The organism is Tautonia plasticadhaerens, from assembly GCF_007752535.1.
GTDB classification, from domain to species: Bacteria; Planctomycetota; Planctomycetia; order Isosphaerales; family Isosphaeraceae; genus Tautonia; species Tautonia plasticadhaerens.
In genome coordinates this window covers 7,348,947-7,374,954 of record NZ_CP036426.1, presented here as the reverse complement: position 1 = coordinate 7,374,954, position 26,008 = coordinate 7,348,947, and the positions used below count along the sequence as shown (strand labels likewise).

Genomic DNA, 26,008 nt, shown 5'->3' with positions numbered 1-26,008 from the left:
GGCGTGCGCCGGTCAGTCCGGCGTCTCCTTGAACAAGGGCGATTGGTCAAGCCGGCGGAGGAAGTCGAGGCCGCCGACCGCCTGGTAGTCGTCCAGCCGCTCGGCGATCGTCAGATCCCGGGCCAGCCGGGCGGTCGGGTCGGGCCAGAGCCATCGGGCGGCGGCATAGCCGGCCGCCGCCCCCAGGGAGACGACGGCGGCGATCGCGGCCAGGGCGAGGACCCTGCGGATCGTCTCCCGGGCGGCGCCGACGAGCCGGGCCTCGCTCGTCGGGGCGTCGATCACCTGGGAGAGGGTCCGCTCGGCGAACTCCTCCCCGGCCCGGGGCCGGGGCAGCAGGTCGAGCAGCCCCCAGGTCGACTCCAGGGCCTCGACCTCCCGGCGCCCGGAGACGCTCCGGGTCAGCTTCTCGGCGATCGCCCGGCTCCGGTCCCCGGTCAGCTCGCCGTCGAGGTAGGCGACCAGGTCGGCCCGTTCATCGGCATTGAGTCGGAGCTGTTCGGCCGCCATCATCCCGCCTCGCCCCGACCCCACCTCGCCCCGATCGCCCGCTCGTCGGCCCCCCGGTCATCGGCCCCGGGGCGGAGGGGGCGGCTCGGCCGGCCCGCGGCGAGCCTGGATCGGCCCCTACGATTTCGCCCATCGTCCTCCGACTCACCGGAAGCCGCCGCCGAAGCCGCCGAAGCCACCCACGTTTGGTCTCCCCATGTTCCCGAAATTCCCCATACCTCCCATGCCCCGCATGCCTCCCGTACCTCCCATGCCGCCGATTCCTCGGGATTGCGGGAGCCGTCCGCCGTTGGCGGCTCCGCCAACCCGGGCGTTGCTGTAGGCGCCGTGCGGCCGGCCGTAGAAGGAAGAGGGCCCGGGGCCGGCACGCTGGCCGGGGAGGAGGACCGTCGGCGGCCGGACGAAGTTGCGATTTTCCAGGGGGACGAATTCGTAGGGATTATCGAGATTGTAGAGCGCCCCCGCCCGGGTGGCGGCCTGGGCCTCGGCCTGCCGGGCCTGGGCGTTGAGGTTGATCGACTCGGTGGCGCCGCCGGCCCGCTGGGCGGCGATCGACTGGTTCCTCGGGATGTAGTAGCCGTAGTAGGCGCTGAAGGGGTCGAACGAATTGTTGCCGAACCCCGGCGGGAGGTTCGGGACCTGGGCCCGGGCCGAGGGCGAGAATGCCAGCAGCCCGAGGGCGACGACGATGCCGGTGCGGAGGGCGGTCATGGCGGTCGACCTCTCGGGATGGGTGGAAGGGAGGGCGATCGGGGGAGGGGCCTCGCCCCGACCCCGGATCCCCGTTATCGTCTATCGTCCCATTATATCGGGCGCCGGGCCGCCGGCCAGCCACCCCCGACCCGCCGGGGAAGGGGGGGAGTCGTCCCGGGATGCCGGTCGCGACGGGCGGGGAAGCTGGGACGCGGAGGCCGTGACGAGATGCCCGAGCTGGGAGCCGAGACCCGGAACCTGATCTCCACGATGCTGGCGATGGCCGGGTTGTTGGCCGTACTGGCGGTGGGCGTGCAGATCATCCTCGTCTATCGACGGCGGCTCCACGACCGATCCGGCGACCCGAGGGAGGAGCTGGCCGAGTCGTTCCGGGAGGCGTACGAGGCCGGCGAGATCGACACGGACGAGTACCGGCAGATCCGGACCTCGATCGAGCGGGGGCCGATCCCCGATCCCCCCCGGCCCTCGCCGCCGACGCCCCCCGAGCCCGGCCCGGACGCCCCCGATCTCGACGACCAGGCACCCCGGGCCGATCCGGCCGAAGAGGATTCGGCGTGACCGCGCACCCGACCGCCCGTCCCGGGTCGAGGCCGGGAGGCCCGCAGGAGTCGTCGACGGGACACCCTGGGCCGTCCGAGTCCCCCTCGGGACCTCCGGTCGGGCGTCCCCCTCCCCGGGGCTGGGTCAGTAGGTGCGGTTCTGCCGATCGGTGTCCCGCGCGGGGTTGATGCCGAGGACGCTCTCCCGGATGAACGAGGCGAATTCGGCCACCTCGGCGACCTGGCCGAGGTCGGCCTCGATCCGCTCCAGGGCGGTCGACCGGGTCCGGCCTTCCTTGTAGAGGATCCGGTAGGCGTCCCGGAGGGCGTTGATCGCCTCCACCGAGAACCCCGCGCGTCGGAGGCCGACGAGGTTCAGCCCCGAGACGGCGTTGTAGCCCTGCAGCAGGACGAACGGCGGCACGTCCCGGGTCGTCGAGCCGAGCCCGCCGATCATCGCCAGGCGGCCGATCCGGACCCGCTGCTGCACCGCCGCGTGGGCCGAGAGGATGCAGCCGTCCTGCAGCTCGGCGTGGCCGCCGATCACGGCGCCGTTGACGATCGTGCAGCCGTCGCCGATCACCGCGTCGTGGCCGACGTGGCTGCTGATCATTAGGTAGTTGCGGTGGCCGATCCGGGTCTCACCCCGCTCCGAGGTGCCCCGGTGGATCGTCACGTACTCGCGGATAACGTTGCCGTCGCCGATGACGAGGGTGGTGCCGTCGCCGGGGTCGAGGCGGTGCTGGGGAGGCTTGCCGAGCACGGCGCCGTGGCCGACGAAGTTGTCCCGCCCCAGCTCCAGCGGGCCGGACAGGCAGGCGTGCCCCTCGATCACGCAGCCCGATCCGACCCGGACCGGCCCCTCGACGATGGCGAAGGGCCCGACCTGGACGTCGGGGGCCAGCTCGGCCTCGGCGCTGATGACGGCGGTCGGGTGGATCAGGTCCGATTCGGAGAGGGTCAGCGGCATCGCCAGTGCCTCCTGCTGCGGCCTCGGGCGACGTCCTGTCGCCCTTCACTGCGAATCATCGGCGGTCCGGCCGCCGCGATTCCCGGTTCTTCACTCGAGGAGTGTGGTCCTCATCGGGAGAAGCTCCGCCCTTCGACCAACCGATCTGGGAACGAACCGATCAGGAAAGCGAGACCGACGTGCCCGACTTCACGCTCTCGACCTCGGCGTGGCAGAGGACCAGGGCCTGCCTGGCCAGCTCCCCCGAGAGTTCCGGCGCCTCCGTGCCCGACTCGACCGCCGAGACGGCCGCGCCGATCTCCCGGGCGAAGGCGTCGATCGGGTCGCCGCCGCCCAGCTCGGGGTGCTCGACCGAGCCGTCGGGCAGGATGACCGAGACGGGCATCGCCAGGTGGAATTTCTCGCCGAGGGTGGCCGCCTCGAAGGCGAGGGTGGCCCGCTCCAGGTAGATCTCGTAGCCGTGGGTGAACGGCCGGCCCGCCTGGCTCAACGCCCCGGAGAGGGCGGAGACGCTGGGCTCGGGGCCGTCGAAGAGGTACTGGGTGTCGAGGTGGAGCACCACCCCGTCCTCGACCACCCCCCGGCTCTGCACGGCCTTCGGCACCCCGCAGACCAGGCCGACGAAGTGCGTGTCGTGGATGTGCAGGTCGATCGCCGGGCCGCCGTTGGATTGCAGGTCGGCCACGCCGCCGGACCAGTCGGGCTTCGAGATCACCCGCTTGAAGTGCGCCGCCTTGAGCGTGCCGTATTCGCCCGAGGCGATCGCCCGGCGGGCGAAGGCGAACTCCGGGAAATAGGGCAGGACGTGGGCGACCATCAGTAGCCGTCCCGCCCGCCTCGCAGCGGCCACCATGCGGTCGGCGTCGTCGGTGGAGAGGGCGATCGGCTTCTCGACCAGCACGTGCTTGCCGGCCTCCAGGGCCTTGATGGCCTGGCTCGCGTGCTGCTCGTTGGGCACGCAGAGGTCGACGAGCTGGACCGAGTCGTCCGCCAGCAGGGCGTCGAAGGAGGCGTGACCGGCGACGCCGGTCAGGTCCATCTGCTCCCCCTTGGGCCCGAAGTTCCCCTGGATCCCGGTCCAGTCCCCGGCCAACTTCCTCGGATCCCGGCTGCAGATCGCCGCCACCTTCGCCCCCGGGACCTTCCGGGCGGCCAGGTAGTGGATCATGCCCATGAAGCCAATCCCGACAATCCCAATGCCGACCATCTTCAAGTCCTTGCGGGCAAGCGAGTTACAAGAGTCACCGGAAATTGATAATTCGAAGTTTGCGGAGTAACACGCCGGTTCTTCCACCCATTCCGCGAATTCTTGATGCCTTTCCTTGTGCCCGACACCTACCCGGCGGGAGCCGGCGGGAGATGGATCACCCAGGTGATCCGCTACCCGCCGCTGATGACGTGGCGCGATTGTGCCGCGAAGGCCGGATCAGGGCAAGGGCAGAGTGGATCACGAGGCTGGATCAATGCCCAGTGCTCGACTGGATCCCGGTTGGCATGCCCCCTACGATATGATGCGGAGTAACGGCGGAGCGAACGATGCGTCTTCGAATGGAGATTCGGCATAGCCGGGAGATGCGTTATGGTCTGTCGCCGCAAAGCGTTGCAATTGCTTGACATTCGGCAGAATTCGAGATAGCTTGGCCCCGTCGGGTGGGTGATGTCAACCGTGCCCCGCCCTCACAGAATATCTGCGGAGAGGTTCTTCCGCCTTCATTGAGGAAGTGGCGTTCGATGCTCATCGCGCCGGTCGATTGGAGCGTGGTCGTTCTTGGGGCGTGGAACCGCGCCATCCTCACACCATCGGGGATATCGAAGCGTCTCTTCGGGCTTCCCGCAGGCACTCAGTTGGAGGTCTTCGTTCCTCTCGATGTTCTAGCCCCTTTCAAGGTTCGGCACGAGGACATCAACGTCATCGCCGGAAGCGATCGGCTCATTATCAGCCCAGAGTATTCCACCAACGCCGGTATCAAGAAGGCGATGGGCATAGCCAAAAAGGCGCTCCAGTCGCTCCCCGAGACGCCGGTAACTGCCGCGGGCATCAATTTCAGGTACAAGTCTGAGAAACCGCTTGAGGCGCTGGCCGAAGCGGTCGGGCACGAGATCGATCAGGCGTTCTCCGACCTAGAATTGCTCGTGCTTACGCGCTCGGTCAGTCGGGCTGTCCGGTGGAAGAAGGGCGAGATCAGGATCGTCGTCAGTCAGGAGGCGGACCAGAACTATTCCATTCTGCTCAATTTCCACCGAGAATCGAACGAAACGAAGGATCTGATCGAGTGGTTCTCGATCACCACCGGAACCTTAAGTAAACAGGTCGACGACATCCTATACAAGTGCCTCGGAATTCCCGACGGGAGTATCAACAATGAAGATAAAAAAAGGTGAAGCCTTCACGACTTGCGAGTCCTTGGCCGGCGTCAAGTACGAGAAGGCGGTCGGGTTCTCGGTCAACATGCATGCCACCACCGCACCTCCCAGTGGGCAGGTGCGGACCGTGGTGACCACTGCTAAGTCTGGCTCGCTCGATCTTCGCTACGCCCCACGCGAGCCGAAGACATTCGACAAGGACACCGCATTCTGAGAGCGCGAATAGACCGTGCCGAGCCATTGGACGTATGAGAAGAGGAAGAAGCCGACCGGCGACCTCTACCAGGGCGACATCATCCAGCGATCTGAGCGCCTGCTGAAGGTGCTAGGCACAATTCACAAATACTTTTGCGATGACAAGTATTTAGGATTTATCGTCATCTCCCAAACATGCGACCTCGTTGTCCGAGGGGGCGAGTGCAAGGCGAAGTATATTAACCTCGCCGTGATCCGCTCACTCGAGTCGATGATGCCGACATTCCTAGGAGATGCATGCGCCACCAATATACCTGGCGTGTATTACGACGATGGTCGTCGGGAGATCAAGGAACTCGTCACCCGGATCATCAACCAGAACGAACAGGCCTTAGGCCTGTTCTACCTTGAGCCGGATGGTGACCTGAAGCTCGCGGTCGAGTCGGTCGCGCTTCTGCGTGTCAGCATCGCCCTCCGCTCCAAGGAGCACTACCGAATTATTAAGGCAGCCCGCGTTGGACGGCTTCGCTCGCCTTTCCGAAACAAGCTAGGATGGCTTGTCGGCAACCTCTTTTCGCGAGTCGACACTCCCGACTGGCCTGAGGAGATCGGAAAGGCCGAAGCCGATCGGAAGGTCACTAGGCTCATCAAGGATCTGGACGAAGATGCGAACAATGTGTGGGTTCCCCGACACCTGTTCGACCTTACTCTGGCGAATAACCCGAACCTGATGCGGATGCGGAAGGAAGACATCCAAGCCGCCGTCCGTGACAACGCCCCACCACCGCCGTACGAGGCCGCAGCCGCTAAAGCGGCAGACAAGCTGCGTTCGCTCCAGAGCACGATCAAGCTACCCGAACTCAACGCTGCGGCGGAGCGTGCAAAGTCGGACCGTGCTTTTATGCGGTTGTTCTTGGGGGCAATAGTTCCTGCCTTCGGCCAGACAATCGATGCAGAGAGACTAGTCGCGTCGATTTCCTCGGATCCGCGAATCGGCGAGGCCGCAGCAGAGACATTGGCCGAGTTTGGGATGAAATTCGTCAGGACTAAAGGTTCGAAAGATCTGCGATCCCTCTACGCGGATACCGAGTTGCTAGGGCAGGGTGAGTTGAACATCATTCAGGAGCACGGCCGGGCCATCGGGGCAGAGGAGACGGACATCGAGCGTATGGCTGAGGCGCTCAAGACCCTTAAGCCAGATGAGGCCCTCCTCGATTACATCTCGATGCTCGTCCAGGCCGCCTGGGCTAGCGGCATCGCTGGTCGACTCGAATCCAGCTTGAAGAACGATTCGGAGTTCCAAGCCGCCTGCTCTGCGTCATGAGCTCGGGCGACGATCTGAAGATGGGTCAACCTGCCTCGATTCCTGGCTCAGCCGACAAACTCCGCTCGACGGACTTGTTTCATTACGACACAAATTAACTATTTGTTGAGATCTGCGGGCTGATGTGACCGGTTTTCCACCATTTTCGCGTAGTCTTGACCCGATTCTTTGCGCCGGCATCAGTGGTTTCGTATCCGACGGTGGCGGTTCACGTCGGTGAATTCGATCCGCCGCTGATGCCGTGGCGCGATTGTGCCGCGTGGGCAATTCAGGGCAAGGGCAGAGTGCGGGCGTCTCGCATCCGACGGGAGGAACGGCAGCGGCATTCCAGAAGGTAGTGGCTCGACACGTGGCCAGGACTTTCGCGGCGCAAGGAGTACAGGAGGAGTCGCCTGAGATCACGTGAAATCGGTTGCAGGAGAAGGAGGGGGATCGTGCAACCGTGGTCTCGAGGTTGCATCCTGGTTGACTGGAAACGTCTGCCCGCCTCGGCGGGGACTGAGGCGAGGACCGGATCGGGCGTGGGAGGGAGGGCCACGACCGAAATCCTCAGGGGACCCGGATGGTCGGGCTGGCCGGGAGGAAGCGTCGGCCCGGGACCCCCGAGACGCCGAGCTGCTCGAAGAGACGGAGGCGGAGCAGGCGGAGGAGCTCCTCGATGGCCTCGGGGCGGGGGTCGGTCAAGGGGATGGAGCCCCCGGCACGCTTGTCGTGGCCCCCGGCGGTTCCGAGGCCGTCGACCACGGCGCGGAGCACCTCGCCGCTCCGGGCGCCGAGCGAGTCGGTGCGGGCGGAAAGCCGGACCTGGTCCCGGAATCGGCCGATGGCGACGACCCAATGGGCCCGGTCGAACCGGATGAAGAAGTCGGCCAGTTCGGCGATGATGTCGGGCTGGGGGACCTCGCCGCACCAGCAGACGAGCAGGTCGTCGTAGAGGAAGGCGTTCGCCAGGGCGTGCTGGGCGGTCTCGAAGTAGCTCTCGGGGAGGCGGGGGTTGCGGATCCGGGCCATCAGGTCCTTGTCGGCCCGGGGGAAGAGCCAGACCAGGGCACCGTCGTCGGCGGGGCCCGACTCTCGGGGGTAGCCGATGCTCTCCGACTCGATGCCGTAGAACAGCGCGGTGGCCAGCCGCTCGGTGAGCGGGACCTGCTGCTCCAGCAGGTAGCCCGCCACCATCGTCGAGGTCGCCCCCATGTCGGGTCGGATGTCGAGGAACGAGACGCCGTCCAGCTCGCCGCCGGTCTGGTGGTGGTCGAGCACGGCGACCGGCGTGACCTCCTCGCTCCCCCGCCTGCCGGTGTGGGGCTGGGAGTCGACCATGACCAGGGCGACGCCGGGGCCGCTGGGGGCGTCCTCGACGGGCACCAGCGGGATCTCCAGCAGCTCGACCATCGCCCGGTTCTCGGCGCGGGCGAGCATGCCGTCGAGCGTCAGCGTCACGTCGACCTCGGGCCTGCGATGCTCGATCACGGCCCGCAGGCCGAGCATCGAGGCGAGGGCGTCGGGGTCGGGGTTGATGTGGGAGGCGAGCACGACGCGGTCGAACGGGTCGAGCGCCTCGACGAAGCGATCGGATCGGCTGCGGCGGGCGGCGACGGGATGACTGTTCGATCGGGCCTTCATCACGGGATCGTCCCCGGGACGTCGGGAGCGTCTCCGGGCCCCGGGGCCGTCCTCGGCGGCCGACCCTCCGGGACCCGGGCTCCTTCGAGTCTACGACGAGGAAGCGGGGGTAAACCAGGCCGAGCCGGGCTCGGCCCTCCCCTCCGAACGCTTCACCTCGGCCGATCGATCGGGTTCGACGGGCCGGGGGCTCGCGGGGGGCCGCCGTGTCGACCCTCCCACCGTTCGACGCCCCTGAGGGCCCGCTCGGAGGGGGTCGGCTCGGTCACTCCCGGGCCGGTCGGCTCGGGGCGGGAGGCGTGGGCGACGACCAGGGCGACCCCGGCCAGCATCATCAGCCCGTTGAGCCGGACGCTCCTCCGGTGGAGCCGGGCGAATCGATCGGCCTGCTCGGGACCGGCGTCCCGGGCGGCGTTGATCCGGGGCGTCAGCACGTTGCCGCAATGGAGGTTGATCAGGATCCCTCCCAGCAGGACCATGATCTGGGCCAGGGCCCAGGTGCCCCGGTATTCCGGCAGGACCAGCACCCCGCCGGTGAACGACGCCAGGGCGATCGTGGCGGAGGTCGCCCCCCAGGCGTAATACCTCGGGAACAGGGCCCGGACGAACCGAGCCGCCTGGGAGGGGTCCAGGATCGTGAAGATGATCGGCGCCACCCCGAACGAGACAAACAGGATCGCGCCGAGCCAGGCCGTCATCCCGAGCAGGAAGAGGGCGTCGAGGGCCATCAGCAGGATGCGGGCGTCCATCGGTGGGACTCGGGATCTGGGGATGGCGGACGGCCGATCGATCCGGGCGTCGACCGCCCCGGCCCGAGGGCACCGGGGCCTCGGCCTCGTCCGACCTGATGACAGCTCTATTCTGTACGCCGCTGCGGACGTCCTGCCACGGAGGACCGGCTCAGTCCCCGGTGGCGGTTCGGGGGGGAGCAATCCCGGCGCCGAGGCCGCCGTCCACCCCCCAGACCTGGCCGGTGATCCAGCCGGCCCCCGGGCCGAGCAGGAACGCGGCCACCGCGGCGGGCTCGGAGGGCTGGCCGATCCGGCCGAGAGGGTGGATGGAGGCGCTGAACTTCCTCGAGGCGTCGTTCTTGAGCAACGGTTCGGTCATCCCGGTCTCGGTCATGCCGGGTGCGACGGCGTTGAAGCGGATGCTCGACCGGGCGTAGGAGACGGCCGCCGAGCGGACCAGGCCCTCGATCCCCGCCTTGGCGGCGGCGATCCCCTCGTGGTTGTTGATCCCCTGCCGCACGGCCACCGTGCTGAAGAGGACGACCGAGCCGGAGTTCTGCGCCCTCATCGGCCCGAGCACCGCCTTGACGGCGTTGAAGGCCGATCGGAGGTTGATGCGGATCGCCTCGTCGAACTCCTCGGGGCTGAGCAGGTGCAGCGGCTTGATCACCACCGAGCCGATGCAGTGGGCCAAGCCGTCGAGCCGGCCGAACCGCTCGACCGCCGCCGAGGAGGCCCGCTCCAGGTCGGCGAGGTGCCCCGCGTCTCCCGAGACCGCGATCGCCCGGTCGTCGCCCCCCAACTCCGAGGCGAGGGCGCGGAGCGGTCCCTCGTGGCGGGCGAACAGCACGACCCGATCCCCCCGCTCGACCAGGATCCTCGCCAGGGCGGAGCCGATGCCCCCCGTCCCCCCCGTGATCAAGACCGTCTGCGGCTCGGCCATCGTCGATCCCCCCCCGCCTGGCGCCGGTTGCATTCCCTGATCGCGTCGAGTCGATGATGAATGTCGTTGTAGGCCGGCCTCCGCGCCGGTCAAGCCGGCCGGCCCTCGCGGGCGGCCTCGAGACGAGGGATCTCCCATGCGACTCCGCGTCCGTCGCCTGCACGATCGCGCCATCCTGCCGACCCGGCACAACCCCCGGGACGCCGGGCTGGATCTGTTCGCCATCGAGGATCTGGCCGTCCGACCGGGCGAGATCCTCAAGGTCCGCACCGGGATCGCCCTCCAGCCGGGGAGCCTCCCCGGCCACCCGGAGGGAATCGTTTCCCTCGTCTGGGACAAGAGCGGGAGGGCCGCCTCCGGCCTCAAGACGATGGGGGGTGTCATCGACGAGTCGTATACCGGGGAGCTGCTCGTCGTCGTCACCAACCTCAACCACGGCCCGGTCTTCGAGGCGATCGCCTCGGGAGGCCGCGCGGAGGCCGCGCGGGCCGTCGACCTCGCCACGGTCCGGGTCCCCTATGGCAAGGCGATCGCCCAGTTGCTGGTCCAGTCGGTGACGCTGGCCGAGCCGGTCGAGGTCGAGGAGCTGGACCCGACCGACCGGGGCGATCGGGGGTTCGGGTCCAGCGACCGGATGGGCGGGTGAGATTGTGATGATGCCCCCACCGCGGCGGAGCACCCGACGGGCCGGATCGATCCGGCCCGTCGGGCGACCGGCGGCCGGTCCCGGGGTGAGGTGTTGATGAGGGATCACGCCGTGTCCGCCCCGAAGACCAACGCCGTCCGCCTCCTGGAACGCCTGGGCGTGCCCTTCGAGCTGCGACCCTACGAGGTCGACCCGGACGACCTGACCGCCGAGTCGGTGGCCCGGAAGGTCGGGTTGCCCGCCGAGCAGGTCTTCAAGACCCTGGTGGCCCGGGGGACGACGTCCGGCGTCTGCCTGGCCGTCGTCCCCGGCAATTGCGAGCTCGACCCGAAGGCCCTCGCCCGGTCGGCCGGCGATAAGAAGATCGACACCGTGCCGCTCAGGGAGGTCGAGGCACTCACCGGCTACGTCCGGGGAGGCGTGACCGCGCTGGCCTGCAAGAAGCCATATCCCGTCTACCTGGACGAGACGGCGGAGCTGTTCGAGGTGATCTCGATCTCGGCCGGCGTCCGGGGCCTCCAGGTCGTCCTCGCCCCGGGAGACTACATCAGGGCCGTGGGCGCCCGGGTCGCCCCGATCGCCCGGGAGAAGTCCTAGCGGGGTGGCCCGGGTCGCACGGGCCCGGCCGTCGGGATACCATTGCCCCGATCCCGACACGCACCCCGGAGGACGACGATGCCCCCTCGGATCCACCCCCGTTGCCCGATCCTCGCCGCCCTGGCCCTTACGATCTTCGTCCCGGCCCTGTCCCGGGCCGAAGATCCCCAGGAGCCCCCCCGGGGCTATTCAATCCCCCTGATCGATCTGGCCGACCAGGAACGCCGTCAGGTCGTGGTCGACCGAGAGCAGGGGCAGTACCTCGGCCATCCGACCACGGTGCTGCTCGAAGACGGCCGGACGATGATCGCGGTCTATCCGGAGGGCCACGGCCGGGGGCCGATCGTCATGAAGCGGAGCGAGGACGGCGGCCGGAGCTGGTCCGACCGCCTGCCCACCCCGGAGAACTGGGCCACCTCGAAAGAGACGCCCACCATCCACCGCGTGGTCGACCCGCGAGGCAAGAAACGATTGATCCTCTTCTCCGGCCTCTACCCGATCCGCATGGCCTCCTCCGAGGACGACGGCCGCTCCTGGACCCCCCTGGAGCCGATCGGCGACTTCGGCGGCATCGTGGCGATGTCCAGCGTCGAACGCTTGGAGGACGGCTCGTACATGGCCCTCTTCCACGACGACGGCCGTTTCTTCAAGGACGAGGGCACGGCGACGACCTTCCGGGTCTACAAGACCCTATCGACCGACGGGGGCCTGAGCTGGGGAGAGCCCGAGGTCATCGCCGAGCACCCGACGGCCCACCTCTGCGAGCCCGGGCTGATCCGGTCACCCGACGGCAAACAGATCGCCGTCCTCCTGCGCGAGAACAGCCGGACGTTCAACTCGTTCCTGATCACGTCCGACGACGAGGGGAGGACCTGGTCGGAGCCCCGGCAGCTCCCCGGGGCCCTGACCGGCGACCGCCACGTCGGCACGTACGCCCCCGACGGCCGGCTGTTCCTCTCCTTCCGGGACACGACCCACGAGAGCCCGACGAGAGGCGACTGGGTTGGCTGGGTCGGCACCTACGACGACCTCGTCGAGGGCCGGGAGGGCCAGTACCGTGTCCGGCTGATGGACAACACCAAGGGGGCCGATTGCGCCTATCCCGGCGTCGAGGCCTTGCCCGATGGGACTCTCGTCGTCACCACCTACGGGCATTGGGCGGAGGGGGAGGCGCCCTACATCGTCTCCGTCCGGTTCACGCTGGAGGAGATCGATGAGCTGGCCGGGGCAGGGGGAGCCGCGGGACCGGGATCGACCGACTTCACGCCGACCGACCGCTACGAAACCCGGGAGATCGGGGGCTGGACCGTCCTCGTCCACTCCGGATTCCTCGACGACCATCCCGCCCTGGCGGGTCGGACGCTGGATCGGCTCCGCCATCAGCTCGACCAGATCGACGCCCGCCTCCCGCGTCCTGCGGTCGAGACGCTGCGACGAGTCCGGATCTGGGTCGAGGAGGCCGAGCCGAACCACCCGTGCATGGCCTACCACCCGAGCCCCCGATGGCTCCTGGAGCACGGCATGAACCCGGAGAAGGCCGGGTGCGTCGAGGTCGCCAACGCCCGGAACTTCCTCTCGTGGACCCGGGACCAGCCCTGGATGGTCCTCCACGAGCTGGCCCATGCCTACCACCACCAGTTCCTCGACGGCGGGTTCGGCAATCCCGAGGTCCGGGACGCGTTCGAGCAGGCGACCGAATCGAAGTCGTATGAACGGGTGCTCCGGATCGACGGGAGGGACGACCGGGCCTATGCCCTGAACGACCCGATGGAGTACTTCGCCGAGGCCACCGAGGCGTTCTTCGGCACCAACGACTTCTACCCCTACGTCCGATCCGAGCTGCAACGCCACGACCCCGGGCTGTCCACCCTGCTGGAGTCGCTCTGGGGAGGCAGATGAGGGCGAGCGATCGCCCCGGCGCCCATCAAGTCGGACGACGACCCGATCGCCGTCGCCCCCGCGCTCATCGGGTCGCGGCGACGGCACCCCGGAAGATCCGGAGCCCGTCCCCCTCGGGTCGGTCGGGGAGGCGGGTCCATCGGGGGTGCTGGATGAACTCGACGAAACGCTCCGGGTGCGGCATCAGGCCGAAGATCCGGCCGGTCGGGTCGACGACCCCGGCGACCCCCCGGGGGGCGCCGTTCGGGTTGCCCGGGAACGCCTCGGTCGGGAGCCCCGCCCCGTCGACGTAGCGGAGGGCGAGCTGGCCGGCGTCGTCGAGCGCCCCGAGCGCCGCCTCGCTCTCGGCGACGAACTTCCCCTCGCCGTGGGCGACCGGCAGCTCGATCGGCCCGCCCTCGGGCAAGAACGGGGAGCGGCCTTGGGAGGTGACGGCCAGCCGGACCCATCGGCACTCGAATCGGCCGGAGTCGTTGTGCGTGATCGTCGCCCGGTGCCCGCCGGGCAGGAGCCCGGCCTTCACCAGCACCTGGAAGCCGTTGCAGATGCCGAGGATCAGCCCCCCCCGGTCGTGGAACCGGCGCAGGGCGTCGTCCAGGGCGCCGATCCGGGAGGCCAGGATCCGGCCGGCGCCGAGGTCGTCCCCGTAACTGAAGCCGCCGGGGATGGTGAGGATCTGGAACGCGTCGAGCGCCTCCGGCCGCTCCAGGACGCGGTCGACGTGGACGGTGTCGACCTCGGCCCCGGCCATTCGCCAGGCCGCGACGGTCTCCTCGTCGCAGTTGGTCCCGGGGGCTCGGAGGACGATGGCTCGGGGCGAGGGCATGGGATGATCGGGGGGTGTTCGGTGTCGTGTGTCGGGTTGAGGAGGTCGCTCGTCTACCGACCCATCGTGAGGTGTGGATCGGCCGGTCGACGCGGTGCGGTGCCGGAGCGGACCCCGAACCGGCGACTACCGCGAGGGGGGGCGTCACTCGCCGTCCTGGTCACGACCGTGGTCGTCGTCACCATCGTTCGAGTCGGGCCCCCGATAGCGGTAGCGGCTCGGGGCCGCTCTCTAGTAATCCCCCGAGCTGTCGTAGTCGGGGTTGGCCCGGTAGGAGAGATCCCGGCGGAGCAGGTCGGCCTCGAAGATCTGCACGACGAAGTCCGCGGCGATCTTCAGGCGGGAGCTGGCCCCCTTGAGCGACTCGTCCCGCGACCCGCGCCGGAACTCCACCACGCCGACGTGCTTGCACTTGTTCTTCACGTAGTTGATCCCGGGGATGCCGTCGGCGTCCCCGGAGATCAGCAGGGCGATGTCGTAGGTGTCCTGCAGGGCCACCATGTCGACGGCCATGCTCGTGTCCAGGCCCTTCTCGGTCAGGTTGTGGTGCAGCAGGTCGACCTTCCAGTGCCCCTCCTGGCGGATCTCGACGAAGTCGGTGGCCGACTGGACTCCGTGGTAGAACCGCTTCTTCCGCTCCAGGGCCCGGCGCTTCCCCTCGTACCACTCCCTCGTCTCCGCGAAGCAGAGGCCCCAGGCCTCGTCCAGGCGGTGCTCGGCGGGGACGTCGGGCATCTTGCGGATGACGTCCTCGATGTAGCTGTCCCGCAGTCGGGGGTTCAGCTCGAACCGGTTCCGCAGGCGGTTCTCGGCCTTCGGGTCGTTCAGGTCCCACTCATCCATCTTACCGACGACATACCAGTAGATTCTCGCATGCTGGGCCGATTCCCAGGGAGCCCCTTCGGCGAAGGTGCGGCCCCAGTGGTTGACGCTCGTCTCGAAGATGTAGCGGTAGAATGAGCCGTAGTCGTCGACGCGCAGGTTCAGGTGCTTGAGCACGCCGTCGAGGTTCGAGCCGTCTACGAAGGTGACGAATCGCTGCATCGGCGGTCCTTCCGGGCGGGGTCACCGGTTCAAGTGATGAGGAGTGACAGGATCAACACCATGATCATCGATCGGACGGATCCAGGTCGCCCGCAACCCGGCCACGGGCGCATCGATCAGGGGGCGGCCGTCCAGCCCCCTCACGGACAGTCGGCCGCCTTCGGACACCGCGCCGAGCCGGCCGATCGGCAGCCCCTCGAACAGGTCGAGCACCCCGGCGACGTGCTCCGGACGGACTTCCAGCAGGAATCGGGACGGAGACTCGGAGAACAGCAGGACGGGATCGGATGCGGCGGCGTCGGGGCAGGGGACGTCCCGCAAGGAGGCCTCGGCCCCCAGCCCCCCCGCCAGGCACATCTCGGCGAGGGCGACGGCCAGGCCACCCTCGCTCGGGTCGTGGCAGGAGCGGACCAGACCCCCTGAGATCGCCCGGTGCACGGCCCGGAAGGTCGCCCGGCCCGCCTCCGGATCCACCTTCGGCACCCGGCCGCCCGGCAGGCCGAGCACCTTCAGGTAGCTCGACCCGCCCAGCTCGTCCCTCGTCCGGCCGACGACGAGCAGCGCGTTGCCCGGCTCCTTCAGGTCCATCGTCACGCAGTGTCTTACGTCGGGCACCTGGCCGATCGCCGAGATGAGCAGCGTCGGCGGGATGGCCAGGCTCTTTCCCTCATGCGAGTATTCGTTGTACAGGCTGTCCTTGCCCGAGATGAACGGCGTCCGGTAGGAGATCGCCAGGTCGTGGCACCCCTGGGCCGCCAGGACCAGCGAGCCGAGCGTCTCCGGCCGCTCCGGATTGCCCCAGCAGAAGTTGTCGAGCAGGGCGACCCGGTCCGGGTCGGCGCCGACGGCGACGACGTTCCGGATCGCCTCGTCGATGACGTTGCCGGCCATCGCATAGGGGTCGAGGTCGCCGTACCGGGGATTCAGGCCGCAGCCGACGGCCAGCCCCCGGGTCGACCCCCGCACCGGCAGCACGACCGAGGCATTCCCGGGGCCTTCCTCCCGGTCGCCGACCAGCGGCTTGACGACGGTCCTGCCCTGGACCTCGTGGTCGTACTGGCGGACGATCCACTCCTTGGAGCAGATGTCCCAGTCCCGGAGCAGGGCGAGCAGGTCGGCGGTGTGGTCGTCCCGGTCGGGGAGCGTCGTCGGGACCTCGGGCGGCGCCGTGAACGTCGCCTCCCTCGTCACCTTCGGCCGCCCCTCGTGGAGGAAGTGCATCGACAGGTCGCCGACCACCGCGCCGTGGTACCGGAGCGTCAGCCGGCCCGAGTCGACGAACCGGCCGAGGTCGCTGGCCTCGACCCCCTCGGAGGCGCAGAGCGAGACCAGCGCGTCGAGGTGCTCCGGCGGCACCGCCAGGACCATGCGTTCCTGCGCCTCGGAGATCCAGATCTCGGTATACGAGAGCCCCTCGTACTTCAGCGGCGCCCGATCCAGGTCGACCTCGGCCCCGAGCTCGGCCCCCATCTCGCCGACGGCGGAGCTGAAGCCGCCCGCGCCGCAGTCGGTGATGGCCCGGTAGAGGCCCAGATCCCGGGCTTGCAGCAGGGCGTCGAGCACCATCTTCTCGGTGATTGCGTTGCCGATCTGCACGGCGCCGCCGGAGATTTCCTCGCTCTCCCCCGTCAGCTCGGCCGAGCTGAAGGTGGCGCCGTGGATGCCGTCTCGGCCCGTCCGGCCCCCGACGGCGACGATCCGGTCCCCCGGCTCGACCGACTTGAACGCCTTGCCCCGGGGCAGGACGCCCACCGTGCCGCAGAAGACCAGCGGGTTGGCGAGGTACCGCTCATCGGCCACGACGGCGCCGTTGACCGTCGGGATGCCCATGCGATTGCCGTAGTCGCGCACCCCGGCTACCACCCCCTTGAGCACGCGACGGGGGTGCAGCACGCCGGCGGGCAGCGCGTCGGCCGGGAAGTCGGGCGGGGCGACGCAGAAGACGTCGGTGTTGCAGATCGGCTTGGCGCCGAGGCCGGTCCCCATCGGGTCCCGGATCACGCCGCCGATGCCGGTGTTGGCCCCGCCGTAGGGGTCGATGGCCGAGGGGTGGTTGTGCGTCTCGACCTTGAAGCAGACGTCGTGCTCGTCGTCGAACCGGATGACCCCGGCGTTGTCCTCGAAGACGGAGACGAGCCAGTCCAGGCCGTCGGCCTCCAGGTCCTTGGTCGCCTTGAAGATCGTCTGCTTGAGTAGGTTGTCGATCACCTCGCCGTCGAACTCGACCCGGCCCCGGAGGGTCTTGTGCGAGCAGTGCTCGCTCCAGGTCTGGGCGATCGTCTCCAGCTCGCAGTCGGTCGGATCCCGGCCGAGGTCCCGGAAGTGGGCCCGGATCGTCCGCATCTCGTCGATCGAGAGGGAGAGTTGGCCCTCCCGGCTGGCCCGCATCAGGGCGTCGTCGTCCATCGATCGCAGCGGGACGTCGATGCGACGGAAGTCGTAGGGCCTCCCCTGGCCGAGGTGGTCCAGGGCGAGCGGCCCGACGACGGCCTGCTCGACCGCGTCGTTGGCCAGGACCCGTCGGATGAGCCGGGGCAGCTCGTCGGCCGGCCCGTCGACGAGGTACGAGCGGACCGAGCGGACCTCGTCCGCCTTCAGGCCGAGATCCCGGAGCACGGCCCGGGCGCTCTCGGCGACCGGGTCGGTCACGCCGGGGCGGGGGAGCACGTGGACGGCCCGGGTGTCGTCCCCTCCCCCCACCGCCCCGGGGCCGCACGGGCGGATCGCGAAGGTCTCGACGATGGGGTCGGCCAGCACCGCCTCGGCGGCCCTCCGGAGGCCGGGCTCGTCGAGGTCTCCCTCGACCAGGAAGCCTCGGGCCGAACGGATGGTCCAGGGCCCGCCGAGGCCGAGATCCGCGGCCTCGGCCGTCGCCCGACGACCCTCGGAGTCCGCCAGGCCGGGGGCGGGATCGATCTGAAGATGCCAGAGCATGAATGCGTTAAGTTCGGTGTGTTCGCGTCGCGTTTTCGGGTGCGAGGCCAGGGGTCGGGGCGTCCATCGGGGGGATGGGCCGCGGGGGAGTCGCCCCGCCCCGGGCCCGTGCCGGTCCCTCTCGACTCGCGCGATCGGCTGCGTGGGGGATGCGATGCCTGCGAGGGGCGGGTGTCGCCCGCCGATGGGCGGCGGTCGATTGGAGTATCCGGGACCGGCATCGGCCCCGTCAAGGTCTTGTCCCGCCGCCAACGCGGACGGCCCGCCGACCTTGGATGGTCGGCGGGCCGTCGGGTCACGGACGGTGCGGGGCGGTCGGGCCGGATCGGGTCACTCGGCCGGGGGCAGGATCACCGAGTCGATGACGTGGATCACGCCGTTGGAGCACTCGATGTCGGTCTTGACGACCTTGGCCTTGTCGACCATGACGGTGCTGCCGGCGACGGTGATGGTGGCCTTCGGGCCGGCGGCGGTGGCGACCTCCTCGCCGTCGAGCTCGGCGACGTCGGCGGCCATGACCTTGCCCGGCACGACGTGGTACTTCAGGATCGTCGCCAGCTTCTCCTTGTTTTCCGGCTTCAGCAGGCTCTCCAGCGTGCCCTCGGGCAGCTTGGCGAAGGCCTCGTCCGTCGGGGCGAAGACGGTGAACGGCCCCTCGCTGGAGAGGACCTCGACCAGGTCGGCGGCCTTGACGGCGGCGACCAGCGTGCTGAAGGCGTCGTTGCCGGCGGCGGTCTCGACGATCGTCTTCTCCTGGGCGAAGGCGGGGGTGCCGAGGACCAGGGCGAGCGAAAGGGCGGCGAGCGTGCGCATATGTTGTTCTCCGTGCCGTGAAATTATCTGATTCCGAACGGTCGCGTCCGCAAGCTTATACTCGGATGCGTCCCACACGACCGATCGGCGGTGTTGTAGTCCAAGCCGCCGGTCCGTCCAGGAGATTGTCGAAATTTTTCGTTCGTTAAACAGGACGAACGCCGTTGTCTTGCCGCGCGCGGGCCGGCCCCGGGCCGACCGATCCGGCCGAACGGGGGGATTCGCCGGGAGCGGCGGGCGAGAGGGGGGATTACTTGGGGCGAGGGGGCCGGCCCCGGGAGGGCTTGGCCTCGCCCTGGCCCTGGGGGCCAGAGCGGCGTCGGGAGGTGGGGGCCGGATCGGCGTCGGCCTCGGCGGGGGCACCGGCGGCGGCGGAGGGCTTGGCCTTCGAGGCGCCTCGAGCCTGGCCGGTCGGGCACTGCTTCAGGAGCACGCACTCGGGGCAGTCCGGCTCGCCGGCGACGCAGGTGTCGTGCGCCAGTTCCTCGAGCAGGTCGACGAATTCCAGGCCCTTCGCCTTGGGGACGGCCCGCTCCAGGGCCGACCGGATCGCCTCGGGCGGGGTCGCCTCGTCGGCGAACCCGAGCCGGACCAGGCAGCGTCGGATCGGCTCGTCGACCGGCATCGCGTGGCCGCCGAGCGCCTGTTGCACGACGGTGGCCAGCACGAAATCGGAGTTCATCGCCTCGAACTCCTGGAGGGCCTTGATCGACTCCTTCAGCGGCTTCTTGCCGAGGTGGTCGAGCTCGAACTTGTAGGTCCGGAAGAAGAGCTGCCGGAGGAACCTCCTCAGCCGCTGCGCCTTGACCCCGGGGTCGGGGAGGCCGGCCAGGGCGTCCTGGATCTCCTCGACGGAGCTGACCCGCAACTCGTTCCAATCGAAGAAGGCGTCCTTGAAGCGGTTGATCGCCTGGTTGGCCTGCTCCCGGGTGGTGCCCTCGTGGCAGATGCCGTAGAGGACCGCCTCCAGCACCGACAGCTTCGCCTCCCGCGGGCCGAGCTTGTAGCGCTTGGCCAGCAGCGGATGGATCTTGTCGAGGATCTGGGACTTGCTGGGTGCGGCCATGTGTGTCGCTGGGTTTCGATTCGGGTGCGGATCGGGTCCGGTGTCTCGGGCTCGGGCGGATCGGAACGGTCGGCCGATCGATCGGCCCGGGTCAGTCCGCCCGGGAGGGGTCGTGGCCGGTCGACGAGTCGTCGTCGTCTTCCTCGACCTCGTCGAGGGCCTCGGCCGACTCCTCGGCGGGTTGGTCGTCGCCCGGTTGGTCGTCGACCTCGCCCCGGGCGAGGCGATCGGCGGCGAGGGTCTCGTCGATGAGCCGGGAGAGGGCGACCGACTTCTTGACCCCCTGGTCCAGCTCGAAGCGGAGGATCGGCGTGTACCGGGTCTTCAGCCGGGCGGCCAGCCGGGATTGGAGGAAGCCGCAGGCCGACTTCAGCCCCCGGAGTGCCAGCCTCTGCTTGCCCTCGTCCCCCATGACCGAGACGAAGACGGTGGCGTGCTTCAGGTCGGCGGCGACCTCGGCGTTCAGTACCGTGACCCCCTTGATCCTCGGGTCGGCGACCTCGAAGAGCACGGCCGAGGCGACGACCTCTCGGACGGCCTCATTCAGGCGCTCGATGCGGTGCGAGGACATGGGGGGCCTCGGGCGGTGCGGATCACGGGGAAGGGTGGGGGCCGGACCGCCACGGCCCCGCCCTGCCCGGATTCATTCCGGGCAGGGCGAGGCCGGCGGCCGATCGATCGGGCGGGCTCAGAGGGTCCGGCGGATGACCTCGATGCGGTAGGCCTCGATCACGTCGTCGACCTTGATGTCGTCGTACTTGGCGATCTTGATGCCGCACTCGAAGTTCTCGCGGACCTCCTTGACGTCGTCCTTGAAGCGCCGGAGCGCCTCGATGGCACCCTTGTAGATCTCCCGGCCCTCGCGGATGATCCGGGCCTGGGCGTTGCGCTCGATGGTCCCCTGGGTGACGAAGCAACCGGCCACGGTGCCGGCCCCGCCCCGGGAGATCTTGAAGACCTGGCGGACGGCGGCGCGGCCGAGGTGCACCTCCTTGATCTCCGGCTCCAGGCGGCCCTCGATGGCCTGCTTGATCTCGTCGGAGACCTGGTAGATGATGTCGTATCGGCGGATGTCGATCGACTTCTCCTCGGCCAGGCTCACGGCCCGGTCCTCCGGGGCGACCCGGAAGCCGATGACGATCGCCTCGCTGGCGTCGGCCAGCATCACGTCGCTCTCCGTAATGCCGCCGACCCCCTTGTGGAGGATCCGGACGGGCACCTCGTCGTTCTCGAGCTTCTCGATCTCCTTGAAGAGGGCCTCGAGCGAGCCCTGCACGTCCGCCTTGAGGATGACGTTCAGGCTCTTGATCTTCTGCTCGGCCATCTTGCTGTAGAGGTTCTCCAGCGTGACGGCCTTGACCTCGCCGAGGTTGACCCCCCGGGAGCGGGTCCGGCGGGTCTCGGCGACCTCCCGGGCGTCGCCGATCTCCTCGAGCACGGCGAATTTCTCGCCGGCGGTCGGCACGGCGTCGAGGCCGGAGATCTCGACCGGGGTGCTCGGCCCGGCCTCCTGGATCGGGCGGCCCTTGTCGTCGAACAGGGCCCGGACGCGGCCGAACCCCTCGCCGCAAACCAGGGCGTCGCCCACCCGGAGGGTGCCGTCCTGCACGAGCACCGTGGCGATCACGCCGCGGCCCTCGCTGATCTCGGCCTCCAGGCAGGTCCCGGTCGCAGGGCGGTCGGGGTTGGCCTTGTACTCGTAGACCTCGGCGATCGCCGCGAGCGTCGCGATCAGGTCGTCGACCCCCAGGCCGGAGACGGCCGAGGTGCGGACCACCGGCACGTCGCCGCCGTACTCCTCGGGGATCAGCCCCTCGGCGCTGAGCTCGCCCAGGATCCGGTTGACGTTGGCCTCGACCCCGGGCAGGTCGATCTTGTTCAGGGCGACGACGATCTGCACCCCGGCGGCCTTGGCGTGGGAGATCGCCTCCCTGGTCTGGGGCATCACGCCGTCGTCGGCCGCGACCACCACCACGGCGATGTCGGTGACGTTGGCCCCCCGGGCCCGCATGGCCGTGAAGGCCTCGTGGCCGGGGGTGTCCACGAAGGTCACCGGCTTGCCGTCCTGCTCGACCTGGTAGGCGCCGATGTGCTGGGTGATGCCGCCGGTCTCGCTGGCCACGACGTTGGCCTTGCGGATGTAGTCCAGCAGCGAGGTCTTGCCGTGGTCGACGTGGCCGAGGATGGTGACGATCGGGGGGCGGGCCTGCAGGTGCTCGGGCGCCGTCTCGGCGGCCCGGGCGCCTTCGAGGAGCCGGTCGAACTCGTCCTCGGCGGTGTCCTCGCGGGCGATCGACAGCTCGACCCCGAACTCCATCGCCAGCTCGATGGCCGCGTCCTCCTCGAGGGAGGTGTTGATGGTCACCAGCTGGCCGGAGAGGTCCATCATCCGCCGCATCAACTGGTTGGCCTTGATGCCGATGGCCTCGGAGAGCGACCGGAGGGTGATCGGCGGCTCGATCTCCGCCGCGGTCTTCCTCGGGGCGATGGCCGGGCCCCGGCTCTTGTGCCGCTTGGGGCCGCGGCGACGGCCGCCGTCGTCGTCGGAGTCGAGCAGCGCGGCCGCGGGGACCGGCGAGACGACGCGGTCCTTGGCGCGTTCCTGGCGGGCCTTGCGGCGGGCGGCGCGGTCGGTGGCGCCGCCGCCGGTGCCGGCACCGGGGCCGCCGCCGCCGCCGAAGCGTCCGCCGCCGGGGCCGCCCTTGCCCTTGCGATCCTCCTCCTCGAAGTCGGAGCCGGACTTCCGGGCCGGGGCCCCGGGGATCGGGCCCCGGGCGGTCGGGCCGGTGGGCAGCGGGCCGGTGGGCAGCGGGCCGGTGGGCAGCGGGCCCCGGGCTCCTTCACGGCCGGCGGGGGGGGGCGTCGTGGGCAGCTGCCCGCGACGCATCAGCTCCAGCATCTCCTCCCGGGTGAAGCGCTGCTTCGGCTGGGCGTTGCCACCGGAGGCCGGGCCGCCGCCGGGCCGGGGACCGTCGCCCCGCTTCGGCGGTCCCGAGGGCGGGGCGACCGGGGGCAGGGGGCGTCCGCCGCCGCCGCTGGCGACCGGGGGCAGGGGGCGGCCGCCCGGCCTGGGCCCCTCGCGGCGGCCGGAGTCGCCCGAATCGCCGGGCCTGCGGGGGGACGGGGATTGGCCGGGGCGACCCGGCGCGGCATGGCGGGTGCCGGCCGGGCCGATGTAGTCGCTGCGATCCAGGGGCCGGCCCGACTGGGGGCCCTGGCCGGAGCCGGGCCGGGGCCGGGGCTCGGCCCCGCCCTGGGGGCCGGCCTGGGCCGGGCCGGAGGGCCGATGGCCGGTGCCGCCCCCTCGGGTGTGCCCGGCGAGGGGGCCGGCCTGTCGAGACGACGGGGCCGGGGGCGTCTGTGACATCGGCGGGGGCTGCGAGGGGCGGGGGGCGGAACCGGCCGGCGGCTGGGCCAGCGAGGCCCCGGCTCGGGGGGCCGGCTCGGCCGGGCGGGCGGGGGCCTTCTGCGAAGGCGGGGGCGTCGGCGGCGCCTGGGGCGCGTCCGCCTGCGCCTGGCTGGACGGCGAAGTCGGGGCGGGGGAGCCCTGGGTCCGGGGGGAGGCGGCGGTCGAGCTGATGGCGGGGGCCTCCGCGGTCGGGGTCTCGGGGGTCGACTCCGCGGCCGATGCGGCCGATGCGGGCAATCGGGGGGGTGTGGGGGTGGGGGTGGCCTGGTCGGCGCCGGTCGAGGGCGCCGCGGGGGAGGCGATCATCCGCCGACGGATCTCGTCGGCCGTTTCCTCATCGACCCCGGCCGCCGGGCTCGGCTTGACGTCCAGGCCCCATTCTTGGATCCGCTCGATCAAGTCTTTGGCCTTCTCCAGACCGAGTTCCTTCGCCAACTCGTGGACACGCATCTTGTTCGCGGACAACGGCTCCTCCTCATGGCTCGGCAGCCCCCGGCCCTTGGGGGCGGCCCGGTCGGTATTGTGGTCTCGGCCGACCGGTCGTGCCAGGCCAATTTCCCGGGCCTCCGGGCCGCGTCGCGGCCGGGCGGGGCCCGGGGCGACGCTCAGGAGGGGGCGGTGATGGCGGTGGGGGCGACTCGGCCGGCCCGCGGCGGTCGGGGTGGGACCGTCGCGGGGATCATGGCTGATTCGGGTCCATCGCGGGGCGCTCCGGAGAGTCCGGCCCCGGGGTCTCGGCCTCGTCGGCCGCCGGGGCATCGGGGTCGGGGATCGGGGGGGCCGGGCGGTCCTCCTCCGACGATTCGTCGCCGGCGTCGGGGCCCTCCTCGGCTCGGGATGATGCAAGGACGGTACCGACGCCGATGTCGGGCGTCCGGTCCTCGTCCTCCTCGGGGTTCTCCTCGTCGATCGGCGGGTGGGTGACCTCGTGCCCCCGGTGCTCGACGTGCCCGGCCTCGTCGGCCAGGTCGATGTCGTGCGATCCGTAGGCGGCCTCCTGCTCGGCCGGCTCCTCGTCGTGACCGGCGTCCTCGCGGGAGCCGTCGTCGTCCAGGGCGTCGGGGTCGGTGGCCGGGTCGGGGTCCGCGTCCGCGTCGACCGGCTCATCCGAAGCGGCCAGGCCGTCGGGGGGCTCGATCCCCGAGTCCGCGGCCTCCCCGATCGGGGGCTCGCCGGCCAGATCCTCGATCGAGAACGAGCCGGCCTCGGCGGCGCCCTCGGCCTCCGGGACGGGGGCGGCCGGGGTCGCCCGGGCACCCTTGCGGCGGGGCAGGTCGTCCTGCTCGGCCTGCTCGGCCAGCTGCTCGGACTGGGAAACCAACCCTCGTGCCAGTTCTTCGTCCAATCCCTCGATCGTGTTCACCAGGTCGTCGATCTCCATGATCGACAGGTCGTCGTAGCTGAGGATCCCCTGCTCGACCAGCCGGTTGGACAGGTCCGCGTCGCAACCCTCCAGGGCGGAGAACTGGCCGACGGCCTTGTCGATCAGCTCGTCCAGCTCCTCGCTGGTCATGATCTCGATGTCCCAGCCGACGAGCTTCGACGCCAGCCGGACGTTCTGGCCCCGCCGGCCGATGGCCAGCGACAGCTGGTCGTCGCGGACCAGGACGATCGCCCGGCCCAGGAGGTTGCAGAGCAAGACCTCCTCGATCTCGGCCGGCTGCAAGGCGTTGGGGATGAGCACTTGCAGGGCGTCGTTCCAGCGGACGATGTCGATCCGCTCCCCCCCCAGCTCGTCGACGATGTTCTTGATCCGGGTCCCCCGCACGCCGACGCAGGCACCGACCGCGTCGACCTTCTGGTCCAGCGAGCTGACGGCCACCTTGGAGCGGTAGCCGGCCTCCCGGGCCAGGGCCCGGATCTGGATCGTCTGGTCGGCGATCTCGGGGATCTCCAGCTCGAAGAGGCGTCGGACGAAGTCCGGGTGCGTCCGGCTGAGGATGATCTTCACGCGCTGGCCGACCTTGCGGACGTCCAGCACGATGGCCCGGACCCGCTCGCCGGGGTGGTGGCTCTCGCCGGGGATCGACTCGGAGCGGGGCAGCAGGCCGTCGGTCTTGCCCAGGTTGACGGTGACGGCCCCCCCCTCGAACCGCTGGATCGTGCCGGTGACCATCTCGCCCCGGAGCACGTCGAACTCGTCGAAGAGGGTGTCGCGCTCGGCCTCCCGGATCTTCTGGATGATCACCTGCTTGGCCGTTTGGGCGGCGATCCGGCCGAAGTCCGGCGGCTCGACCGGCTCGCCGTCCTTGACGGTGGCGATCCGGCCGGTGTCCGGGTCGATCGTGACGGTGATGTCCGCCGCGTCGGGGTAATGCTTGCGGGCGGCAGTGGCCAGCGCGGACTGCAACCCCTCGAAGAGGACTTCCTTGGGGATGTTCTTCTCGCGGTGGATGCTGTCCACGATCCGGACCAGATCGACGCTCATCCGACTCCTCCGACGCGAGTCGCCAGGCCGGCCGATGCGGCGGCGGCCCGGCCCTCCGGTGCTCGACGATGGGCGGGGCTCAATCGGGCCCGACCACCGTGGTGCGACCGGACGCCGCAATCGCAGCGTCGCTGGACCTCGGTCGCTTCGAAACCCGGGCCGGGCGAACGGCCTCGACAACCGTCGCCGCAGTGCCCCGCGGCCGAAGCAACCCGAGACCGGATGCGTCCCCCGACCCCGAACCAGGGCGCATCGGCTGCACCCCGGCCCATTGCAGACACTGTAACCCTCGGCTCGATCCCCTGTCAAGCCTCACCAGCGACCGGCCCGCCCCCGCCGCCGGGCCGCCGGGCTCCCCGGGCCGTCGCCGGGCGATGTTTCGTGTTTGCAACGCCGCCCTCGTCCCCCAAACTTGCCCGGTATCAAATGATAC

Annotated in this window: 22 protein-coding genes; 7 read left to right on the top strand and 15 right to left on the bottom strand. The window is 70.0% G+C overall.

The window, feature by feature from the left end:
- Positions 1-12 precede the first annotated feature (12 nt).
- Positions 13-513 (bottom strand): anti-sigma factor, encoded by a 501-nt coding sequence (locus ElP_RS29405; protein WP_231749309.1) that lies wholly within the window; start codon positions 511-513, stop codon positions 13-15.
- A 141-nt stretch (positions 514-654) separates the two neighbouring features.
- Positions 655-1,221, bottom strand: a complete 567-nt coding sequence (locus tag ElP_RS29400; protein ID WP_145276320.1) for a hypothetical protein — start codon at positions 1,219-1,221, stop codon at positions 655-657.
- Positions 1,222-1,431: 210 nt separating this feature from the next.
- Here ElP_RS29400 and ElP_RS29395 point away from each other — a divergent pair, with 210 nt between their 5' ends.
- Entirely contained in the window at positions 1,432-1,782 is a 351-nt protein-coding gene (locus ElP_RS29395; RefSeq protein ID WP_145276318.1) for an SHOCT domain-containing protein, read from the top strand.
- 126 nt (positions 1,783-1,908) lie between these two features.
- Here the strand turns inward: ElP_RS29395 and lpxA are convergent, their stop codons facing one another.
- Positions 1,909-2,733, bottom strand: a complete 825-nt coding sequence (gene lpxA / locus ElP_RS29390) for an acyl-ACP--UDP-N-acetylglucosamine O-acyltransferase (RefSeq protein WP_145276316.1) — start codon at positions 2,731-2,733, stop codon at positions 1,909-1,911.
- Positions 2,734-2,893: 160 nt separating this feature from the next.
- Positions 2,894-3,940, bottom strand: coding sequence for a Gfo/Idh/MocA family protein (locus tag ElP_RS29385; protein ID WP_145276314.1), 1,047 nt, complete (start codon positions 3,938-3,940; stop codon positions 2,894-2,896).
- A 524-nt stretch (positions 3,941-4,464) separates the two neighbouring features.
- Here ElP_RS29385 and ElP_RS29380 point away from each other — a divergent pair.
- From ElP_RS29380 to ElP_RS29370, 3 genes are read left to right on the top strand one after another with little or no spacing between them, the layout of a single operon-like run.
- Positions 4,465-5,115, top strand: a complete 651-nt coding sequence (locus ElP_RS29380; protein ID WP_145276312.1) for a hypothetical protein — start codon at positions 4,465-4,467, stop codon at positions 5,113-5,115.
- Positions 5,096-5,311, top strand: a complete 216-nt coding sequence (locus ElP_RS29375) for a hypothetical protein (protein ID WP_145276310.1) — start codon at positions 5,096-5,098, stop codon at positions 5,309-5,311. Before ElP_RS29380 ends, ElP_RS29375 begins: the two co-directional genes overlap by 20 nt.
- Positions 5,312-5,326: 15 nt before the next feature.
- Complete coding sequence (locus ElP_RS29370; RefSeq protein ID WP_145276308.1) at positions 5,327-6,616, top strand: hypothetical protein; 1,290 nt, start codon at positions 5,327-5,329, stop codon at positions 6,614-6,616.
- A 549-nt stretch (positions 6,617-7,165) separates the two neighbouring features.
- On the opposite strand, the gene ElP_RS29365 is transcribed toward ElP_RS29370, so the two are convergent.
- The 3 genes from ElP_RS29365 to ElP_RS29355 all read right to left on the bottom strand — a co-directional run bounded on the left by ElP_RS29365 (position 7,166) and on the right by ElP_RS29355 (position 9,913).
- The gene (locus ElP_RS29365) at positions 7,166-8,239 is read right to left on the bottom strand and encodes a DHH family phosphoesterase (RefSeq protein WP_145276306.1); all 1,074 of its coding nucleotides are present in this window, start codon (positions 8,237-8,239) and stop codon (positions 7,166-7,168) included.
- A 152-nt stretch (positions 8,240-8,391) separates the two neighbouring features.
- Positions 8,392-8,988, bottom strand: coding sequence for a DUF4149 domain-containing protein (locus tag ElP_RS29360; RefSeq protein ID WP_145276304.1), 597 nt, complete (start codon positions 8,986-8,988; stop codon positions 8,392-8,394).
- A 151-nt stretch (positions 8,989-9,139) separates the two neighbouring features.
- Positions 9,140-9,913, bottom strand: a complete 774-nt coding sequence (locus tag ElP_RS29355; protein ID WP_197446474.1) for an SDR family NAD(P)-dependent oxidoreductase — start codon at positions 9,911-9,913, stop codon at positions 9,140-9,142.
- A 136-nt stretch (positions 9,914-10,049) separates the two neighbouring features.
- Between ElP_RS29355 and ElP_RS29350 the strand changes: the two genes are divergently transcribed.
- The 3 genes from ElP_RS29350 to ElP_RS38885 all read left to right on the top strand — a co-directional run bounded on the left by ElP_RS29350 (position 10,050) and on the right by ElP_RS38885 (position 13,055).
- Positions 10,050-10,559 (top strand): dUTP diphosphatase, encoded by a 510-nt coding sequence (locus tag ElP_RS29350; RefSeq protein WP_145276301.1) that lies wholly within the window; start codon positions 10,050-10,052, stop codon positions 10,557-10,559.
- Between the two features lie 111 nt (positions 10,560-10,670).
- Positions 10,671-11,156, top strand: a complete 486-nt coding sequence (ybaK, locus tag ElP_RS29345; RefSeq protein ID WP_197446473.1) for a Cys-tRNA(Pro) deacylase — start codon at positions 10,671-10,673, stop codon at positions 11,154-11,156.
- Between the two features lie 78 nt (positions 11,157-11,234).
- A complete protein-coding gene (locus tag ElP_RS38885) occupies positions 11,235-13,055 on the top strand; it encodes an exo-alpha-sialidase (RefSeq protein ID WP_197446472.1) in 1,821 nt (606 codons plus the stop codon).
- A 64-nt stretch (positions 13,056-13,119) separates the two neighbouring features.
- On the opposite strand, the gene purQ is transcribed toward ElP_RS38885, so the two are convergent.
- The 8 genes from purQ to nusA all read right to left on the bottom strand — a co-directional run bounded on the left by purQ (position 13,120) and on the right by nusA (position 25,575).
- On the bottom strand, positions 13,120-13,881 hold the full coding sequence (purQ, locus tag ElP_RS29335; RefSeq protein WP_145276297.1) for a phosphoribosylformylglycinamidine synthase I: 762 nt from the start codon (positions 13,879-13,881) through the stop codon (positions 13,120-13,122).
- 231 nt (positions 13,882-14,112) lie between these two features.
- Positions 14,113-14,925 (bottom strand): NYN domain-containing protein, encoded by an 813-nt coding sequence (locus tag ElP_RS29330; RefSeq protein WP_145276295.1) that lies wholly within the window; start codon positions 14,923-14,925, stop codon positions 14,113-14,115.
- A 21-nt stretch (positions 14,926-14,946) separates the two neighbouring features.
- On the bottom strand, positions 14,947-17,859 hold the full coding sequence (gene purL / locus ElP_RS29325; protein WP_145276293.1) for a phosphoribosylformylglycinamidine synthase subunit PurL: 2,913 nt from the start codon (positions 17,857-17,859) through the stop codon (positions 14,947-14,949).
- 330 nt (positions 17,860-18,189) lie between these two features.
- On the bottom strand, positions 18,190-18,672 hold the full coding sequence (locus ElP_RS29320) for a fasciclin domain-containing protein (RefSeq protein WP_145276291.1): 483 nt from the start codon (positions 18,670-18,672) through the stop codon (positions 18,190-18,192).
- Positions 18,673-18,922: 250 nt separating this feature from the next.
- On the bottom strand, positions 18,923-19,738 hold the full coding sequence (locus ElP_RS29315) for an endonuclease III domain-containing protein (protein WP_145276289.1): 816 nt from the start codon (positions 19,736-19,738) through the stop codon (positions 18,923-18,925).
- A gap of 91 nt (positions 19,739-19,829) precedes the next feature.
- Positions 19,830-20,309: a 30S ribosome-binding factor RbfA gene (gene rbfA / locus ElP_RS29310; protein WP_145276287.1), complete on the bottom strand. Its 480-nt coding sequence runs from the start codon at positions 20,307-20,309 to the stop codon at positions 19,830-19,832.
- A 117-nt stretch (positions 20,310-20,426) separates the two neighbouring features.
- Complete coding sequence (infB, locus tag ElP_RS29305; protein ID WP_145276285.1) at positions 20,427-23,612, bottom strand: translation initiation factor IF-2; 3,186 nt, start codon at positions 23,610-23,612, stop codon at positions 20,427-20,429.
- 214 nt (positions 23,613-23,826) lie between these two features.
- Positions 23,827-25,575, bottom strand: coding sequence for a transcription termination factor NusA (gene nusA, locus ElP_RS29300; protein ID WP_197446471.1), 1,749 nt, complete (start codon positions 25,573-25,575; stop codon positions 23,827-23,829).
- Positions 25,576-26,008: the final 433 nt, after the last annotated feature.

Excerpts from the sequence above, each read along its gene's own strand:
- ElP_RS29365 (WP_145276306.1), bottom strand. The coding sequence starts at position 8,239 with ATGAAGGCCCGATCGAACAGTCATCCCGTCGCCGCCCGCCGCAGCCGA.
- ElP_RS29350 (WP_145276301.1), top strand. The coding sequence starts at position 10,050 with ATGCGACTCCGCGTCCGTCGCCTGCACGATCGCGCCATCCTGCCGACC.
- purL (WP_145276293.1), bottom strand. The coding sequence starts at position 17,859 with ATGCTCTGGCATCTTCAGATCGATCCCGCCCCCGGCCTGGCGGACTCC.
- rbfA (WP_145276287.1), bottom strand. The coding sequence starts at position 20,309 with ATGTCCTCGCACCGCATCGAGCGCCTGAATGAGGCCGTCCGAGAGGTC.
- ElP_RS29375 (WP_145276310.1), top strand. The coding sequence starts at position 5,096 with ATGAAGATAAAAAAAGGTGAAGCCTTCACGACTTGCGAGTCCTTGGCC.
- ElP_RS29395 (WP_145276318.1), top strand. The coding sequence starts at position 1,432 with ATGCCCGAGCTGGGAGCCGAGACCCGGAACCTGATCTCCACGATGCTG.
- lpxA (WP_145276316.1), bottom strand. The coding sequence starts at position 2,733 with ATGCCGCTGACCCTCTCCGAATCGGACCTGATCCACCCGACCGCCGTC.
- ElP_RS29355 (WP_197446474.1), bottom strand. The coding sequence starts at position 9,913 with ATGGCCGAGCCGCAGACGGTCTTGATCACGGGGGGGACGGGGGGCATC.
- ElP_RS29380 (WP_145276312.1), top strand. The coding sequence starts at position 4,465 with ATGCTCATCGCGCCGGTCGATTGGAGCGTGGTCGTTCTTGGGGCGTGG.
- ElP_RS29400 (WP_145276320.1), bottom strand. The coding sequence starts at position 1,221 with ATGACCGCCCTCCGCACCGGCATCGTCGTCGCCCTCGGGCTGCTGGCA.
- ElP_RS29405 (WP_231749309.1), bottom strand. The coding sequence starts at position 513 with ATGATGGCGGCCGAACAGCTCCGACTCAATGCCGATGAACGGGCCGAC.
- ElP_RS38885 (WP_197446472.1), top strand. The coding sequence starts at position 11,235 with ATGCCCCCTCGGATCCACCCCCGTTGCCCGATCCTCGCCGCCCTGGCC.
- ElP_RS29330 (WP_145276295.1), bottom strand. The coding sequence starts at position 14,925 with ATGCAGCGATTCGTCACCTTCGTAGACGGCTCGAACCTCGACGGCGTG.
- purQ (WP_145276297.1), bottom strand. The coding sequence starts at position 13,881 with ATGCCCTCGCCCCGAGCCATCGTCCTCCGAGCCCCCGGGACCAACTGC.
- ElP_RS29315 (WP_145276289.1), bottom strand. The coding sequence starts at position 19,738 with ATGGCCGCACCCAGCAAGTCCCAGATCCTCGACAAGATCCATCCGCTG.
- nusA (WP_197446471.1), bottom strand. The coding sequence starts at position 25,575 with ATGAGCGTCGATCTGGTCCGGATCGTGGACAGCATCCACCGCGAGAAG.
- ElP_RS29320 (WP_145276291.1), bottom strand. The coding sequence starts at position 18,672 with ATGCGCACGCTCGCCGCCCTTTCGCTCGCCCTGGTCCTCGGCACCCCC.
- ElP_RS29360 (WP_145276304.1), bottom strand. The coding sequence starts at position 8,988 with ATGGACGCCCGCATCCTGCTGATGGCCCTCGACGCCCTCTTCCTGCTC.
- ElP_RS29385 (WP_145276314.1), bottom strand. The coding sequence starts at position 3,940 with ATGGTCGGCATTGGGATTGTCGGGATTGGCTTCATGGGCATGATCCAC.